The organism is Micromonospora sp. A202, assembly GCF_006715105.1.
GTDB lineage: Bacteria > Actinomycetota > Actinomycetes > Mycobacteriales > Micromonosporaceae > Micromonospora > Micromonospora zamorensis.
Genome location: NZ_VFMP01000001.1, coordinates 1445242 through 1461103 on the forward strand (window position 1 = coordinate 1445242; position 15862 = coordinate 1461103).

11 protein-coding genes are annotated in these 15862 nt (G+C 71.7%); 4 read left to right on the forward strand and 7 right to left on the reverse strand.

Annotated elements, in window-relative coordinates; all coding sequences use genetic code 11:
• The first annotated feature begins 39 nt into the window (after positions 1-39).
• The 4 genes from FBZ33_RS06750 to FBZ33_RS06765 all read left to right on the forward strand — a co-directional run bounded on the left by FBZ33_RS06750 (position 40) and on the right by FBZ33_RS06765 (position 7810).
• Positions 40-1821, forward strand: coding sequence for a stealth family protein (locus FBZ33_RS06750; RefSeq protein ID WP_221629435.1), 1782 nt, complete (start codon positions 40-42; stop codon positions 1819-1821).
• Positions 1822-1893: 72 nt separating this feature from the next.
• Complete coding sequence (locus tag FBZ33_RS06755) at positions 1894-3924, forward strand: PIG-L family deacetylase (RefSeq protein ID WP_141908383.1); 2031 nt, start codon at positions 1894-1896, stop codon at positions 3922-3924.
• The gene (locus FBZ33_RS06760) at positions 3921-4970 is read left to right on the forward strand and encodes a hypothetical protein (RefSeq protein WP_141908384.1); all 1050 of its coding nucleotides are present in this window, start codon (positions 3921-3923) and stop codon (positions 4968-4970) included. Before FBZ33_RS06755 ends, FBZ33_RS06760 begins: the two co-directional genes overlap by 4 nt.
• On the forward strand, positions 4967-7810 hold the full coding sequence (locus FBZ33_RS06765; RefSeq protein WP_141908385.1) for a stealth conserved region 3 domain-containing protein: 2844 nt from the start codon (positions 4967-4969) through the stop codon (positions 7808-7810). Before FBZ33_RS06760 ends, FBZ33_RS06765 begins: the two co-directional genes overlap by 4 nt.
• 87 nt (positions 7811-7897) lie before the next feature.
• Here FBZ33_RS06765 and FBZ33_RS06770 read toward each other — a convergent pair whose 3' ends face one another.
• The 7 genes from FBZ33_RS06770 to FBZ33_RS06800 all read right to left on the reverse strand — a co-directional run bounded on the left by FBZ33_RS06770 (position 7898) and on the right by FBZ33_RS06800 (position 15852).
• The gene (locus FBZ33_RS06770; RefSeq protein ID WP_088946860.1) at positions 7898-8545 is read right to left on the reverse strand and encodes a hypothetical protein; all 648 of its coding nucleotides are present in this window, start codon (positions 8543-8545) and stop codon (positions 7898-7900) included.
• A gap of 203 nt (positions 8546-8748) precedes the next feature.
• Positions 8749-9525 carry an anti-sigma factor gene (locus FBZ33_RS06775; protein WP_141908386.1) on the reverse strand — a complete coding sequence of 259 codons (777 nt, stop codon included), beginning with the start codon at positions 9523-9525 and terminating at the stop codon, positions 8749-8751.
• Entirely contained in the window at positions 9522-10214 is a 693-nt protein-coding gene (locus FBZ33_RS06780; RefSeq protein ID WP_088951545.1) for a sigma-70 family RNA polymerase sigma factor, read from the reverse strand. Before FBZ33_RS06780 ends, FBZ33_RS06775 begins: the two co-directional genes overlap by 4 nt.
• 126 nt (positions 10215-10340) lie before the next feature.
• Positions 10341-11198 (reverse strand): spermidine synthase, encoded by an 858-nt coding sequence (locus FBZ33_RS06785; protein WP_141908387.1) that lies wholly within the window; start codon positions 11196-11198, stop codon positions 10341-10343.
• A 16-nt stretch (positions 11199-11214) separates the two neighbouring features.
• Positions 11215-12174 (reverse strand): hypothetical protein, encoded by a 960-nt coding sequence (locus tag FBZ33_RS06790; RefSeq protein WP_088946863.1) that lies wholly within the window; start codon positions 12172-12174, stop codon positions 11215-11217.
• A gap of 55 nt (positions 12175-12229) precedes the next feature.
• Entirely contained in the window at positions 12230-14704 is a 2475-nt protein-coding gene (locus tag FBZ33_RS06795; RefSeq protein ID WP_141908388.1) for an AAA family ATPase, read from the reverse strand.
• Positions 14704-15852, reverse strand: a complete 1149-nt coding sequence (locus FBZ33_RS06800) for an exonuclease SbcCD subunit D (protein WP_099851514.1) — start codon at positions 15850-15852, stop codon at positions 14704-14706. Before FBZ33_RS06800 ends, FBZ33_RS06795 begins: the two co-directional genes overlap by 1 nt.
• Between the last annotated feature and the right edge of the window lie 10 nt (positions 15853-15862).

Sequence of the window (15862 nt, forward strand, 5' to 3'; positions counted from 1 at the left end):
CCGCGCCGCCCAGCCAGTGTTTTCCGTACACCGTCCCCAGTGGAGTCCAGCTTGGTACGCCCCGCACCCCAGCCGTCGTCCGAGCCGCCCCGGGCGCTCGGTGAACCGTCGGGGCTCGTTGATGTCTACCGCCGGGTGTTGAGCGCGCAGACCCGCCGTGCCATTGCGACGAAGGTGAGTCCGCGAGCGCGCCACCAGCTGAAGCAGTGGGTCGCCCGGGCGTCCCGTGACGCCCAGGTGGCGGGACGCCGTAGCGAGCGGCTGGCCCGGCGGCAACCGGAACTGCTCGCGGGTGGTGATCGGGCGGTGGTGACGGCCGACCGCGGGTCGCGGATCGCCAAAGTCGACGCGGCTGTCACGCCGCTGGGTGCCAGGACGGCGAATCTGACGGCCGTAACGGCAGCGCTGGACGAGGCTGGCGTGGACTACTTTCGCGTCCGGGGGCGGTCACCGAGGGCGTCGGTGGTCGCCGTTGACGCCGGTGACCGCAGCCGGGTGTACGCCGCGCTCGCGGCGGCGTGCGCCCGGGTGCCCGGTTATGTCTCCGTACCCCGGGCCAGCGGCGAGCGGCCCCCGGCCCCGGGGTTCGAGCCGAAGACGTGGGAGCGGGTTGCGGGCGCCCCGGTTGTGCGGCTGACCTGGTACTGGACCGACCCCCGGCACCGGCTGGTGCTGGGGCTGGCGTACGGCTGCGACGTCGAGTTCTGGACCCGGCAGGGGGATACGCTCGTCGCCCCGCGTCGTAACCCGGTGGCGGAGCAGGTCCAGGTGTCGTCGCCTTCGGTCCTCGTACCCGAGTCGCTGTTCACCGGCCTGGTGCCGCCCACCGACAGCACGACCGTTCGAAGCCGGCCGGAGTTCGCCGGCCGGTCCCCGGAAGACGTGGCCTTCCCCATCGACGTCGTCTACACCTGGGTGGACGGCACAGATCCGGACTGGTTGCGTCGACGCGCCGCCGTGACCGGAATTCCCTACCACGCCGAGGCGGCGAGTCCGGCTCGGTTCCTCAGCCGCGACGAGCTGCGCTACTCGCTGCGGTCGGTGCATCTGTTCGCGCCGTGGGTGCGGCACATCTACCTGGTGACCGACGACCAGGTGCCGAGTTGGTTGGACCCGTCGGTGCCGGGGATCCGCGTGGTCAGCCACCGGGAGATTTTCACCGACCCATCGGTGTTGCCCACCTACAACTCGCACGCGATCGAGAGCCAGCTGCATCACGTCGACGGGCTCTCCGAGCACTTCCTGTACTTCAACGACGACGTCTTCCTCGGCACCGAGGTGCTGCCCCAGGACTTCTTCCTGGCCAACGGCATTTCCCGCTTCTTCCCGTCGCCCGCGCTCGTGCCGCCGGGAGCGCCGAGCGCCGAGGACATTCCGTCGTCAGCCGCTGGGAAGAACAATCGGGCACTGCTCGCCGAGCGCTTCGGCACAGTGCTCAACAAGAAGATGAAGCACATGCCGCACGCGCTGCGGCGCAGCGTCCTGTACGAGATCGAGCAAGAGTTCTCGGCACCGCACCGTGGGACCGCCGCGAGCCGGTTCCGTGGCCTGACGGACATCTCGGTCGCCTCGTCGCTGCACCACTACTATGCGTTCCACACCGGTCGGGCCACGCCGGGCGAGCTGGAATACACCATCGCCGAGTTGTCCCACCCCGACACTCCCGCGCGACTCGCGCACCTGCTGGCCCGGCGGGACCGGCACGTCTTCTGTCTGAACGACGCCTTCTCGTCCGAGGAGGACCTGGCCGCCCAGCTCGCGGTCCTCACACCCTTTCTCGACACCTACTTCCCGGTGCCCAGCCCGTGGGAGAAGGCCTGACATGGTTGCCGCCCTCGTTGCACGCCATCGCTCGGCGACCCGTCGTCGCTGTCCCAGACCGGGGGTGACGCCATGTTCTGGTTGAGACACGGTGTCGGCAGGGCCAATCCCACGTCGACGCGTCACCTCGCGGCTTATCTCCAGGTCGTCGCGCACCCCGACGACGACCTCTTCTTCCTCAACCCCGCCGTGCAGCATGCGATCGACAGCGGTTCCCCGGTCACCGCGGTCTATCTCGCCGCTAGTGAGTCGGACGGCCGCAACGCTCCCCAGAACCACCCCGATCGCCGTGCCGTTCCGGTTGATTTCGCCGGTTACGCCGCAGCTCGCCAGAACGGCATCCGGGCGGCGTACGCACAGATGGCTCTCGGCGACCGGAGGGCCGCCTGGTCGCGGGTCGCTCAGGTGCTGGCGGGCGGCGTGCCGGTGGAGATCGCCACCCTGGTCGGCGCGCCCGCAGTGCGCCTGGTCTTCTTCAATCTGAGGACGCAGGACGCCGTCGCGGACGAGCCGCCCCGGTGGCTCAGCGCGTTGTGGGAGGGGAGCCTGCCAGCGCTGCCGGCCCTGCGGCCGACGGGCAGCCCGTTGGGGGCTGTCGGCGAGTACGACCGCGAGCAACTGCTCACCGCGCTGACGGCGCTGCTGCGGGAGGTCGAGCCGACCGTCGTGCGGTTGCTCGACCCCGATCCGGACCACAAGACCTACGACGCCGCCAGCGGGGAGATCGCCTACTCCGACCACCTCACGCACACGGCCAGCGCGTACTTTGCCCTTGAGGCGGTACGACGCTACGAACAGGCCGGCGGGCGGCCGGTCCTACGCGAGAGCTACCGGGGCTACTACAACCGGCACTGGCCGCGGAACCTTGGGCAGGAGGCGTTCGCCGCTAAGAAGGCGCTGCTGGACATCTACGGAGGCGTCCCCCGGGACTGCGGGGACCCGGTGGGTTGCGGCGACTACCAGGTCGGCGATCAGGGCCACGTGCCCGGTTACGGGCAGAGCACCCATCCCCGCTATCCCGGGAGCGGCTCCTGGCTGCTCCGACAGGCCGACGGGCGGCTCGCCGCGTTCGGGGTTCTCGGGGACCAGGCATCGGTGTGGCGGGAGACCCGAGCCGGCAGCGGGAAATGGAGTGGGCCCGATCTGGTCGACGGGGCAGGGCTGGTGCCGCATCTGTACGCGCTTGTGGGTGCCGACGCTCGGATCCACCTCTTCGGTGTCCGGCAGGTGCTGGACCTGGCGCGGGAGGGACACCGGCGCGTCCTGGTGACCGCTGTGGAGTCGGAACCGGGCGGACCGTTCGGGCCCTGGGTGGACCTGGGCAACCCGGCGGACGGCGCGGTCGACGCGGAGGTTCGGCGGCTGGAGATGGGCATGCCGGTTGCCGCTGTCGGCGCCGACGGTCGAGTACAGGTGTTCGTCCGAAACTTCGGGCGCGGCGTGAGCAGACGCGCGCAGACCGGCCCGGACACCTGGGGCCCCTGGGGTGACCTCGGCGGCAGTGTCGTGCAGGAGGGGCTCGCGGTTACTAGCGCGGCCGACGGTCGCATCGAGCTGTTCGCGGGAACCCACAAAGCGGTGCTGCATTGGCGCCAGGCCACTGTCGACGGGCCGTTCGAACGGCCATCGATGCTGTCCGTTCCGGCTCCGGCGGGTCCGCTGACAGTGGTGAAGGAGCCCGGCGGCCGGCTGCTGCTGGTGTTCCGCGAGGCGGAGAGCGGTCGGGTGCTGGCCCTGCGGCAGCGGGTCGGCGGTGGCTGGCCGGTCAACCCGGCGAGCCTCGACGGCCGGGGCGGCTTCGGACCGGTAGCCGCGGCGGCGGTGCCACGAGATCCGGGCGGTACGGTCCTGGTGAAACGCGATGACACCGGTACGACCAGCCTGTCCTGGCAGCCGGCGGGGCGGGGGGTGTCCACAGCGTGGTCCACCTCCGGTGTCCTCTTCGTCGGCTCCCCGGCGGTGGCGGTGGACGCCGGCGGACGAGTTGTGGCTGGTGCCGTCGGGGTGGATGGACGGCTCTGGACGGCCAGGCAGCGGCGGGCGGGCAGTGGCGAACAGTTCGGTGATTGGACGGCCGTAGAGAACGGGCGGAGACGGGCATGAGCGGGACAGGCATGGACGGGGCGCACCTACGCGATCTGGCGTCCGACGCGCTGCGGCGCTGGCCCCGGCTGCGGGTCGCCCTGCGCCGGGCCGACCGGCAACTGGGCCGGCAGGTGGCGCAGCTGAAGGGCACGATGCGGGCACCGGCCCCCCGGCGGCTCTTTCGGGCCGCGCTGCCGGCCGGATCGTCGATCCAGGCCCGCTTCGTGGGTGTGCTCGACGGGCACACCCTCAACCTGGACCTCGAGGTGCCGCCCGCGCTCGCCGCCGACGTCGTCGGTGCCGAGCTGCACCTCGTCCGTGGGAGTACGCGGCTCACCGTGCCCGCTGACCTGCGTCACGCCGGTGACGGTCTGGCCGTGTCCGCCGCCGTCCTGCTCTGCGCTCGGCCGGGCGGCCTGGACCTACCCTCGGGTGGCTCGTGGCGGGTGGAGTGCCGCCTGGTCAGCGAGACGGGTGGGGGAGACCCCGTCCGGGTGGTCGGAGGCGCGACCGAACGAGCTGCCGGCCCCACCGTGTCTGCCCCGCCCTGTCCCGACTCGGGATACCGGTACCGGCCGGTGACCGACCAAGCTGGCCGACTCGCGCTCGCCGTCACGGCTCCCGGGGCGTTGGCCGAACTCACCGACGTCCGCCTGGACTGGACCGGGGCGAGCCTCCAGGTGCGGACGTTCGGTTGGCGGGCCGACGGGCCGGTGGAGGTGGGGCTGGAGCCGCGCGGTGGCGGCGAGTCTCTCCGGGTCCAGGGTGAACTGGTCGGCCCCGACCTGCTGCGGTTCAGCCTGCCGCTGTCGGCGATGACGGAGGCCAGGCACGTTCGAGAGCGGATCTTCGACGTCCGGCTGCACGCCGAGTCCCGCCGGCTGCGCGTCGGCACGGTGCTGCACGATCTCACCAACCCCAAGAAGTCCCTCCGGCCGCCGGCGGCGATCGTCTGGGCCGCGCCCGGCCGTTCAGTCCGCGTCCGCCCCTACTTCACCCCGGCAGGCAGCCTCGCCCTGGCCTGCCTGCCCATCCAATCCCGCCCGACGGACGGCAACTCATGAAGATCACCTATCTGCTCACCTGGGCCGATGCCATCGGTGGCACGGAACGCACCGTCCTACGGCAGGCGAACTGGCTGGCCCGTCGGCACGAGGTGGAGATCGTCGGAGTCCTCCGCACCCGCGACGAGATGCCCTTCGAGGTGGATCCCGCGGTTCGGCTGGTGCACCTTCTCGACACCCGTGAGGGTGTGGTCCGGCCAGTGCGGGGCGGGATGCCCGACGCCGTCGCCGAGACGCTCGCCGCCGAGCCCAGCACGTTGGTGCAGCGACACTGGGAGGGCGCGTTCTCCGCGCTGTCCGACCTCGAACTCGAACGCGTACTTGGCGAGAACGACGCCGACGTGGTGGTCACCACCACTCCCGCGTTGCTCGCCGTCGCCGCGAAGCTATTGCCCCGACGCGTGGTGATCGTCGCGCAGGAGCACCGTGTCGCCGAGCTGCGGGGTTCCTCCGGTGAGCCTTTCGGGCTCTTCGCAGCCCGGGCCGACGCGATCGCGCTGCTCTCCCAACCCACCCGGGACTGGTTCGCCGACCTTCTGGGAGACGCTGCTCCCCGGCTGGTCGTGCTGCCCAACCCGATCGAGGAGGGCTACCGGCCGCGGTCGACCCGGGAGACCCGCAGCGTGGTCATGGCGGGTCGGTTGAGCCCTGAGAAGCAGTTCGAGCACGCGATCGCCGCCTTCGCCCAGATCGCCCCGGACCACCCCGACTGGCGGCTGCGCATCTTCGGGGGCGGTTCACGGGCGCGGCTGGAGGAGCGCATAGCCGGCCTCAAACTCGGCAATCAGGTCCAACTGCTCGGTCCGACGGAGAGCATCGAGGACGAGTGGGCCAAGGCGTCGGTCGCGATGGTGACGTCCCGCGTCGAGTCCTTCGGTCTCACCCTGATCGAGGCGATGAGCGCTGCCGTCCCGGTGGTGGCGTACGACTGTCCCAATGGGCCGCGTGAGGTGATCGAGGATGGCGAAACCGGATTCCTGGTCGCTCCCGACAACATCGATGAACTCGCCGCCGCACTGCGCAAGCTCATCGAGGACGATGGGCTGCGGCACACGATGGGGCACGCCGCCTTGCGCGATGTGGAGCGCTTCTCGGTCGACCGGGTGATGCCGCAGTGGGAACAGCTCTTCACCGACCTGCTCGCCGACCGTGACGGTCCTGGATGGACGGAACGGCGATTCGCCGCGGTTGCGGCCAACCAGGCCCGCAGGGCGGCACCCAACGTGGTGCCGAGCAAAGCCGCCGCCCGCAGCGTGGGCACTGTCGATGTCGAGGCATGGGCTGCTGGAGTCGAGGCCGGACGCGAGGACCTGATCTGGACTCGGGGGCAGTTGACGCGCCTGCGGGACTCCACGCCGTACGAGGTCGCGCGGGACAACCTCGACCTGACGGTGGACAGTCTCGACACCGCGGGCATCGACTACTTCCTCGTCCGACAGATGTCGCCGACCTTCCGGGTGGCCGTTCGCGAGGAGGCCCGACAGTCCGTCGTGGCCGCCCTCGCCCGTCGATACGCCGGTCGCCCGGTCTACGTGGAGGCCTTTGACCAGCGGAACCGCACGATGGGGGTCTGGCCGGCCGCAGCCACACCAGGGGTCACCGCGATGGCCACAGCCTCGTGGCTGCGAGTCTTCGAACCCGCAATGACCCTGTCGCAGACGCTGCGGATGGGCACCATCTACGGGTGTGCCGTGGAGTTCTGGCACACCGCCGAGGAGGGAACGGACCTCTGCGGCCCATCCCGGACCCTGGTGGGGGACCGGTTGGCAGCCGAATCCCTCACCCCCGCCGTGGTGACCGTGGGCGGGCAGAGTTACCGATCCGTCGATCCGTTCACGCGACGGCTCGCTGACGAGATCACCTTCCCCATCGATCTCGTCTACACCTGGGTGGACGGAGCGGACCCGGCCTGGGCGCGCCGTCGGGCGCAGGCTCTGGGGATCGGGTACGCCGAGCATGATTCGCTGCAGGGCGCCGCACGTTTCCGCAGCCGGGACGAGCTGAGGTATTCGCTGAGGTCGGTCGACCTCTTCGCACCGTGGGCGAACCGGATCTGGATCGTCACCGACGGCCAGGTGCCGGAGTGGCTCGACACCACGCATCCCAAGGTCCGGATCGTCGACCACCGGGAGATCTTCAGCGACCCGGGGGTGCTGCCGACGTACAACTCCCACGCCATCGAAACTCAGCTGCACCACATCGAGGGGTTGTCCGAGCACTTCGTCTACCTCAACGACGACGTCTTCTTTGGTCGCCTGTTCGGCCCCGACATGTTCTTCAACCCGGGTGGGCTCCCCAAGTCGTTCCGTAGCCCCACACAGATCCCGCTCACGTCCCCCAATCTCGACGACGAGGCGTTCGCGGTGGCCGGCAAGAACAATCGCCGGCTGCTGGAGGAGGCCTTCGGCAAGACGCTGATCCACGCGTTCCTGCACGCGCCGCACGCACATCGGCGCAGCACCCTCTACGAGGTCGAGGCGGCATTCCCGGAGGCGGTCCGACAGACGGCGGCCAACCGGCTCCGGTCGACCGACGACGTGTCCATGCTCTCGTCCCTCGCGCACCACTTCGGGCTGATGAGCGGACGGACGACGGCGGGGTCGGTCCGTTGCACCTTTGCCAACGTCGGCCTGGCCGCTCACCTGCCGCGGCTGGACAGCCTGCTGGCCAGCCGGGCGTTCGACGTGTTCTGCCTGAACGACTACCACGACGGCGACGTGCCGGCGGAGGATCAGGCAAGGATCCTCGAGGCGTTCCTCGGTGCCTACTTCCCCATCGCCAGCCAGTTCGAACGAGGGAGTGAGCGCAACCTCCGGCTGTCCACCGCCGCGTGGCGGTGACGGTGCCGCTGAACCTCCGGACACGACGGTGGCCGGTCGCGCCCTCCCCGGCGACGACCGACCACCGTGCCCTTGTGACGAACGGGCTCAGTACGAGTAGCCCGAGCCGCCGGCGTCGTTCGAGCCGCTGTCCGCGGGAGGTGCGACCGCCTTCGGCGTGGAGGTGGGCAGGCAGCTGAGGTTCTTCTTGCCGTCCGGCTGGACCACGAACCAGGTGCCACCAACAGCCTGGCCCTTCCACTGGCCGGGCTTCTTGTCGCCGATGTAGCGGTACACGGGCCAGCCGCCGACGGTGAGCTGACGGGTGCCGTCCTGGCGGGTCACGCTGCTGACCTTGTCGTCGGAGACGCCGGTGAGCTGCGGGTTGCCGTCGGTCAGCGCCGGAGGCCACACCTCGGCGCACTTGTCGACGCAGTTCGACGACGGCGGGTCGGCGGTGTCCTTGTCGAAGCGGTACAGGATCCAACCGTCCTGGTCGGTGACCACCTTGCCCATCCGGGCGACGCTCTTGCCGACCAACTTCTCGGTCAGGTCCACGTTCGCGGGCGGCGCGTCGGCGGCGGGCGCCTCCGCGGACGCCGACGCCTCGGGTACAACCGACGCGGTGGGCTCGGCCGCGGCGACGGCGACCGGCTCGGCCGCGCTCGAGTTCGCTCCGTCGTAACCTGCGGGAGCGCAGGCCGTTAGTGCGACCATCGCGCTCGCGACGATGACGGTCCGCTTCATCTGTGCCACGTGCCCTCCTCATTCTTGGCAGTTCACCCATAGGTACGGGAAGTGGGCTGTCAAGGTTGAAGTAGTAACAGTGGTCAATTTCACGTTCTTTGATTGAACCGATCGGGGCAGCGATACGTACGCCCCCGCAGGGGAGAAATCCCCACAACGACAGATCGACGCCGGTCATTGTGACAATGACCGGCGCCGAAGCGTACGCGCGACTACAGGGGGACCGTGACCAGCGGACTCGCCACACCATTGGCATCGATCGACTGCACCTGGAGCTGTTTGATCTCACTCACCAGAGCAGACGTCGAGGCACTCAACTCAAGACCCTGCGGGCGGGTGCTGGTGCCGTAACCACCCTCCGGCACCGACCAGGTCGAAATCACCTCGGGGTCGGCGTTCTTGCGCACCACCACCAGCCGACAGACGCGCGGGCCGGGCAGCTTCCGCAGGCTGAAATTGATCCGGGTGCCGTACTCCCGCTTGACCAGGAACACTGTCGTCTGCACGCCCGTGGTCGGGTCGGTCGCGTCGACCTGGTCGCCCTCCTCCTCCGTGCCGCCCACACCAGGGCCGCTCGGCGGAGCAGTCGGCCCGCTGGTCTGCGGGTCGATCGGTGCGTTCGACGTCGGGCCGGCGACCGGAGTCGAGCCGCTGTCGGTCACGCTGACGAACCCGTACCCGCTCAGTCCGCCGAAGACCACCACCGCGGCGGCCGTCGCCAACATCTGCCGGAATCGGGTACGCCGACGATCGGCCCGGACCGCGCCCAGCGTCCGGTTCAACAACGCCGGATCGGTCGCCGTCTGCTCCAGCGCCATCATCGTCTCGCCGTCGATGTCGGAGAGCAGCCCGACCACCGGCACCATCGTCTCCAACTCCGCCGCACACGCCCAGCAGGTCGCGAGATGCTCCTCGAACCGCTCGGTATCCTGCTCGTCGAGCACACCGAGCGCGTACGCCGCGACGTCCATGTGGTCCGGCCGGCTCATTCTGTCACCCCCCGCTCCTGCAGAGCCGTGCGCAGCGCGCGCAGCGCGTAGTAGACCCTCGACTTGGCGGTGCCGAGCGGCAGCCCCAACTCCTCGGCCGCCTCCGGGACCGTGCGCCCCCGGAAGTACGTCGAGATCAGAATTTCCCGGTGCGACTGACTGAGCGTACGCAGCGCGTCCGCCACCGTCATCGTGCGCAACACCCGGTCGGTGCTGTCCGCCTCGGCGAACGCGGTGAGGTCCCGGTCGTACGTCTCAGGTGGCCGGGCCTCCTGGCTGCGGTGCTCGTCGATGGCGATCCGACGGGCCACCGTGACGAGCCACGGCCGCAGCGAGCCCTGCCCCTGCGTGCCGAGGCGGTGCGCGTTGCGCCAGGCCCGCAGCAGCGTCTCCTGGACGATGTCCTCCGCACGCTGCCGATCCCCCCCGGTGAGACGCATCACGAACATCAGCAGCGGACCGGCGTGCTCGGCGTAGAGCTGACGGATCAACTGGTCGGAATGGCTGGCCTCGGTTGTCGTCGCCTGATGGCGCCCGGGCGCCGGTCGCGGCGTCACCGGACCATTCTGGCGAGACGTCGCGTGCGCGTCGACCCCCCGAGCAGGGGGCGTCGGCCGCGACGAGGACCGCGCCGACAACCAGTCCGCGCGTACCGCGTCGCCATGCCAACCGGCCGCCACCGCATGCATGCAGACCTCCGGGATGTCCGTCACCAACGCCGGCCCACGAGGTGGGCCGCCCGGTGGTACGCGCCAGCGCCCCGAACGGATCAACAAACCGCGAGAAAAAGTTCTGCGCCGGTGTCGGGTGGACCGTCAGCGGCGGACCGAGAACAGCCCGGGAGGCGGGGGATCGGAGCCGGTCGCGTCGGCGTCCCGGACGATCTGGGACCCACCGGCGAAGCGGTCCAGGTCGTCGCCGGCCACCACCCGACCCGGAAACCAGTCACCGGCGGCGCGCCGGGTCAGCTCCGGCACCGGCGGTGTGACCCGCCCGGCGACCAGCACCAGATTGCCGTACCGGCGGCCACGCAACACCGACGCGTCGCCCACCAGACAGGCCTGCGGCAGCACCGAGCGGACCGTGGCGACCTGCGCGCGGGCGTGCCGCAGCGGTGGGCCGTCGGCCAGGTTCGCCAGATACCAACCCGCGGGGCGCAGCACCCGAGCCACCTCCGCCGCGTACTCCACGGACGTGAGATGAGCCGGGGTACGGGCACCGGCGAACACGTCGGCGACCACCACGTCGTAGCTGGCGTCGCGGGTGGATGTCAACACCGCCCGCGCGTCCTCCACCCGCACCCGCAGCCGGGTGTCGGACGGCCACGGCAACGCCCGACGGACCAGCTCCACCAACGCGCCGTCCACCTCGGACACCCGCTGGGTGGACCCGGGACGGGTTGCGGAGACGTACCGGGGAAGGGTCAGGGCCCCACCGCCCAGATGCAGCACCCGCAGCGGCTCACCGGCGGGCGCGATCAGGTCCAGCGCGGCGGCCAGCCGTCGCACGTACTCGAATTCCAGGTGGGTGGGGTCGGTCAGGTCGACGTGCGACTGCGGCGCGCCGTCCAGCAGCAGGGTCCACGAGCCCGCCCGGTCCGGATCCGGAACGAGCTCGGCCTGCCCGGTGTCGACCTGCTCGACCACCCGGTCAGCCGCCCGTTTACGTCCCATCGTGATCAGCGCCCGTCTACCGCGCGGCGCGAGCCGCGGCGGTCAACGCGCGGTGCAGCAGTCGGGAGTCGCCGAGCAGGGCACGCAGTCGGCGTTCCAGACCGGCGATCGGGATCAGGTTCTGTGGGGCGCGGGGATCCTTGTACGGGGTGGAGGCGAAACGCGGCAGGGTGACCAGCGACAGGTCGGCCAGCTCGATCGCCGCCTCGACGGGCAGATCAGCCGAGCACTCCACCCGGACGATGCCCGCCCACGGCGCGCCGACCGCCACCGGCAACCGCAGATACCACGACCAGCCACCCCAGGCGGTGCCGAGCCGGAACACCGGTGAGCGCTCACCCGACGCCATACCGGTCACCACCGCGGTCAGTCGGGCATCCAGGTACTGGCTGTGCTGCGTCTTGATGTAACCCAGGGTGCGCGGCAACTGCCGGCGACTCCGCAACGGGCCGTCCACCACCAGCAGGTCACCGTCGACCCGGGCGGCGTCGGACACCGCCACCTCCAGCGCGGTCAGCGGGCCCTGCACCGCGGCCGGCAACTTCGCCAGCTCACCGGTGCCACCCACCCGGTGCACCGGATAGCGGATCGCACCCGCCACCACGTCCTGCGCCGACGGGCTCGCGGTGAACAGACCCCGGCCTACCCGGGTGCCGGCCAACTGCGCCGCACCCCGGCCCAGGTCGCACCGGACCACCCCGGCCGCGTACGAGGCGGCCAACCCGGGAAACGACACGCCGTCGGTCTCGGCCGTCCAGATGCTCGCGTCGATCCGGCGAACCCCGTCGACCAGCAGCACCACGTCGGGCGCCCGCACCCCCGCCCGTACCCCGATCGCCCGCCAGTCGACAGCGGGCACCTCGGCGTCCGCGTCGACCTGCGCGCTGCTCGGCGCGGCCGGCCCGGCAGCGGACGCCTCGAACGACGCCCCGTACGCCGGATCCCACGAGTCGACGAAGAACGCGGCGTCGCTCACCGAGCTGGCCCTTCGTTCGCGACTGCGGGGCTCCGCTGCGCTGCACTCCTCGCGCTCACCGGCCCGTCCGCTCTATGCGCGCCGAACGCGCGTCCTTGCGCACCTCGAACCGGACCGGGATCCGCTCGGCCAGCGCCGGGACGTGGGTGACCACGCCGACCATCCGGTCACCCCGGGCGGCCAGGTTTTCCAGGGTGGCGGCCACCGTGTCCAGGGTGGCCGCGTCGAGCGTGCCGAAGCCCTCGTCCAGGACGATCGACTCCAAGCTGGCCGCCGTGGTCGACATCCCGGCAAGCTGCTCGGAGAGCGCCAGGGCCAGCGCCAACGACGCCTGGAACGTCTCACCCCCGGAGAGGGTGCGAACGCCCCGGCGCAGCCCCGCGTCGTGGTGGTCGACCACCACGAACTCGCCCTTGTCGTGCACCAGCTCGTACTGGCCGGAGGACAGCTCCCGCAGGATCCCCGACGCGCCGTCGACCAGCAGGTCCAAGGCCTCCGCCAGCAACCACCGCTCGAAGTTGTTGGCCCGCAGGTGCCCGGCGAGCGCCCGCGCCACCTGCGCCTCCCGCTCGTGCCCGGCACGCTGCTCGCGCAGCGTCCCGGCCTGCTCCCGGCGCTCCCGCAGCCGGCGGAGGTCGGCGTCGGCCCGCTCCACCGCGACGGTCGCGGCGTGCACCGGGTCCTCGCCGACCGGCACGTCGGCGTCGGCGAAGATGCCGGCGATGCGCCGCCGCACCGCGTCAGCCACCGACTCGGCCTCGGCGACGGCGACCGCCCGGCTCGCCCGATCTTCGCGGCGGCGGTCGGCCTCGGTCGTCGCCCAACCGGTCAACGCGGCCCACGCGGCGGCCACATCGTCCCGATCGGTCGCCGGCGGGCCGAACCGCGCCAACCCGTCGCGGGACGTGTCGAAGGCCCGCCAGGCCGCCCGCAGCCGCTCCTCGGCGGCATCCACCCCGGCCCGGGCCTGACGTGCGGCCTCGCGGCCCGCCCGCACCGCTGTCGCCGCCTCCTCCAGGGCGCGCCGCAACCGGGCGTGCTCGGCCAACTCCCGGCGCAACACGGCCGGCTCCGCCGCCCCGGCGAGCTGCCCGTCCAGCTCGGCCAGCCGGGAGTCCACCTGCTCCTGCCGGGCCCGCGCCTGCACCAGCAGGCGCTCCAGGTCACGCGCCGCCTCGTCCCGCTGCCGCACCGCGGTCTGCGCGGCCTTGGTCGCGGCCCGCGCCGCCTTGCCCGCCGCCGTCGCGGCCGCCACCGCCGAATCGGCCGGCACCGCCGGCACCTGCGCCACCGGCTGCTCACAGACCGGGCAGGGCGCGCCGGCATGCAGGTGCACCCGCAGACTGACCGCCAGGTCGGTGGCCTTCGCCTCCTCGTGCGCCCGGAAGGCCGCCTCCAGGTCGACCTCGGCCTGCTCGGCCTCCGCGCGGGCCACCGCCAGCGCGGCCACCGCCGTGGCATGCTCGTCGCTCGCCGCGCGCACCGCCGCCCGGACCGTGTCGGCCTCAGCGGACAGCCGGTCCCGATCGTCGTACGCCCGCAGCAGCAGCCGCGCCGCGCTCTCGTCGCCAGCGCCGGCCAGCTCCCCGCGCAGCTTCTCCTCGCTCTCCTCGGCCAACGACACGCCCGTCGCCGCGGCCTCGGCGTCGGCCCGCGCCGCAGTGACCGCGCGTGCCACCTCGGCCACCCCGCGCGGCGCGCGGATCCCGGTCAGCACGGACAGCTCGTCGTCGAGAGCGGTCAGCGCCGCCGCCGCCTCGCGCGCGGTGGTCCGGGCCGCCGCCAGCTCCGGCACCGCGGCCGTCACCGCCGCCGCCAGCTCGGCCATCCGCTCGACCCGGGCTTCGGCCTCAGCCAACGCCTCGTCGTCCACGCCGGTGAGCCCGGCGAGCACCTGGTCGACCGCGTCGAGTCGGGCGTCCGCCTGCGCGGCACGCGCCGTCGCCTTCTTCTGCACGTCCTCGTAGACGCCGAGGCCCAGCAGGTTGACCAGGATCTGCTGCCGCGTCGCCGGCTTGGCGTGCAGGAAATCGGCGAACTGCCCCTGCGGCAGCACCACACAGCTGGTGAACTGCTCGTACGGCAGCCCCACCGCCTCCAGCACCGCCTGCTCCATCTCGGCGGGGGTGCCGGCCACCACCTCACCGAGGTCGTCCGGACTCAACCCGGTGTCCAGTTTGGTCACGTCGAAGCCGGCTGGCATCAGCTGCAACCCGGCGTTCGCGGTCTTCACATTGCCCCGGCCGTCCCGCCGGACCACCCGGGTCGCCACGTAGCGGGCCCCGCCGGACTCGAAGACCAGCCGCACCCGGGCCTCGGTCGCCGACGGCGCGAGCGCGTTCGCCAGCCCCCGGGCGCCACCCCAGCGGGGGACCATGCCGTAGAGCGCGAAGCAGATGGCGTCCAGCACTGTGGACTTGCCCGAACCGGTCGGGCCGATCAGGGCGAAGAAGTCGGCGTCGGTGAAGTCGACTGTGGTGTCGTCCCGGAAGACCGTGAACCCGGCCATGTCCAAGCGCATCGGACGCATCAGTGCTCGACCTCCTCGAAGAGCTCGTCGAAGAGTTCCTGCACGCCCTCGTCGGCGTGGCCCCGGCTGTCCAGGTAGTCGGCGAACAACTCCCGCGGCGAACGCCCCGAGCGCTGCGCGATGCGGGCACCGCTGCCCGGCGCTGCCAGCAGCTCCGGGTCGATGCGGATCTCCAGCGCCCGGGGCAGCAGCTCCTGCACCTCCTCGCGCAGGCCGGCGCGGGGTTGCTCCCGCACGTACACCCGCAGCCAGGCGTCCGGTGCCTCGATCTCGGCGAGCTGGGCCAGGGTGCCCCGCACCGTCCGCAGCGCGCTCGCCGCCGTCACCGGCACCTCCCGCACTCGGGCGGCGGTGCTGGCCGTCACCTCGACAATCGTCACCGAGGGGACGTTCTCCTGCTCACCGAAGTCGACAGCGAGCGGGCTGCCGCTGTAGCGCACCGGGCAGGGGCCGATGACCCGCTGCGCCCGGTGCAGGTGGCCCAGCGCCACATAGTGCGCGGTGGCCGGGAAGACGGTGGCCGGGACGGCGTAGCCCAGCACCGTGTGCGCGTCGCGTTCGCCGCCACCGGTGGTCGCGCCGGTCACCGTGACGTGCGCGGTGACCAGGTGCACCCGGTCCGGTTCGGTGAACCCCTCGGTCAGTCGCCCGAGCACCCGGCCCAGGTGGTCGGCGTACGTCTGGTTGGTCTCCGCCGCGGTCAGCTCGTACATCTCCAGCGCGCGCACCGCGTACCGCTGGGACAGGAACGGCAGCGCGGCCAGCTGCCACCGCTCGCCGCCGGCGGTGGTGCCGTCGATGACGTGCTCGTCCGGATTTTCCCGCACCCCGCCGCGCAGCGTGATGCCGGCGGCATCGGCCCACGGCCGCAGCGCGTCCAGCGCCGGGCCGTTGTCGTGGTTGCCGCCGATCGCCACCACGTCCGCGCCGGTGCGACGCAGCGCGGTCAGCGCCCGGGTGACCAGACGGGTCGCCTCCGAGGTGGGCGCGGCGGTGTCGTAGAGGTCACCGGCGACGATCACCAGATCCGGCTGCTCGGCACGGGCGATGTCGATCACCCCGGCCAGCACGGCCTTGTGTTCCTCGGCCCGGGACTGCCCCTTGAGCACCTTTCCCACGTGCCAGTCGGAGGTGTGCAGGATCTTCATTGCTGTGGCT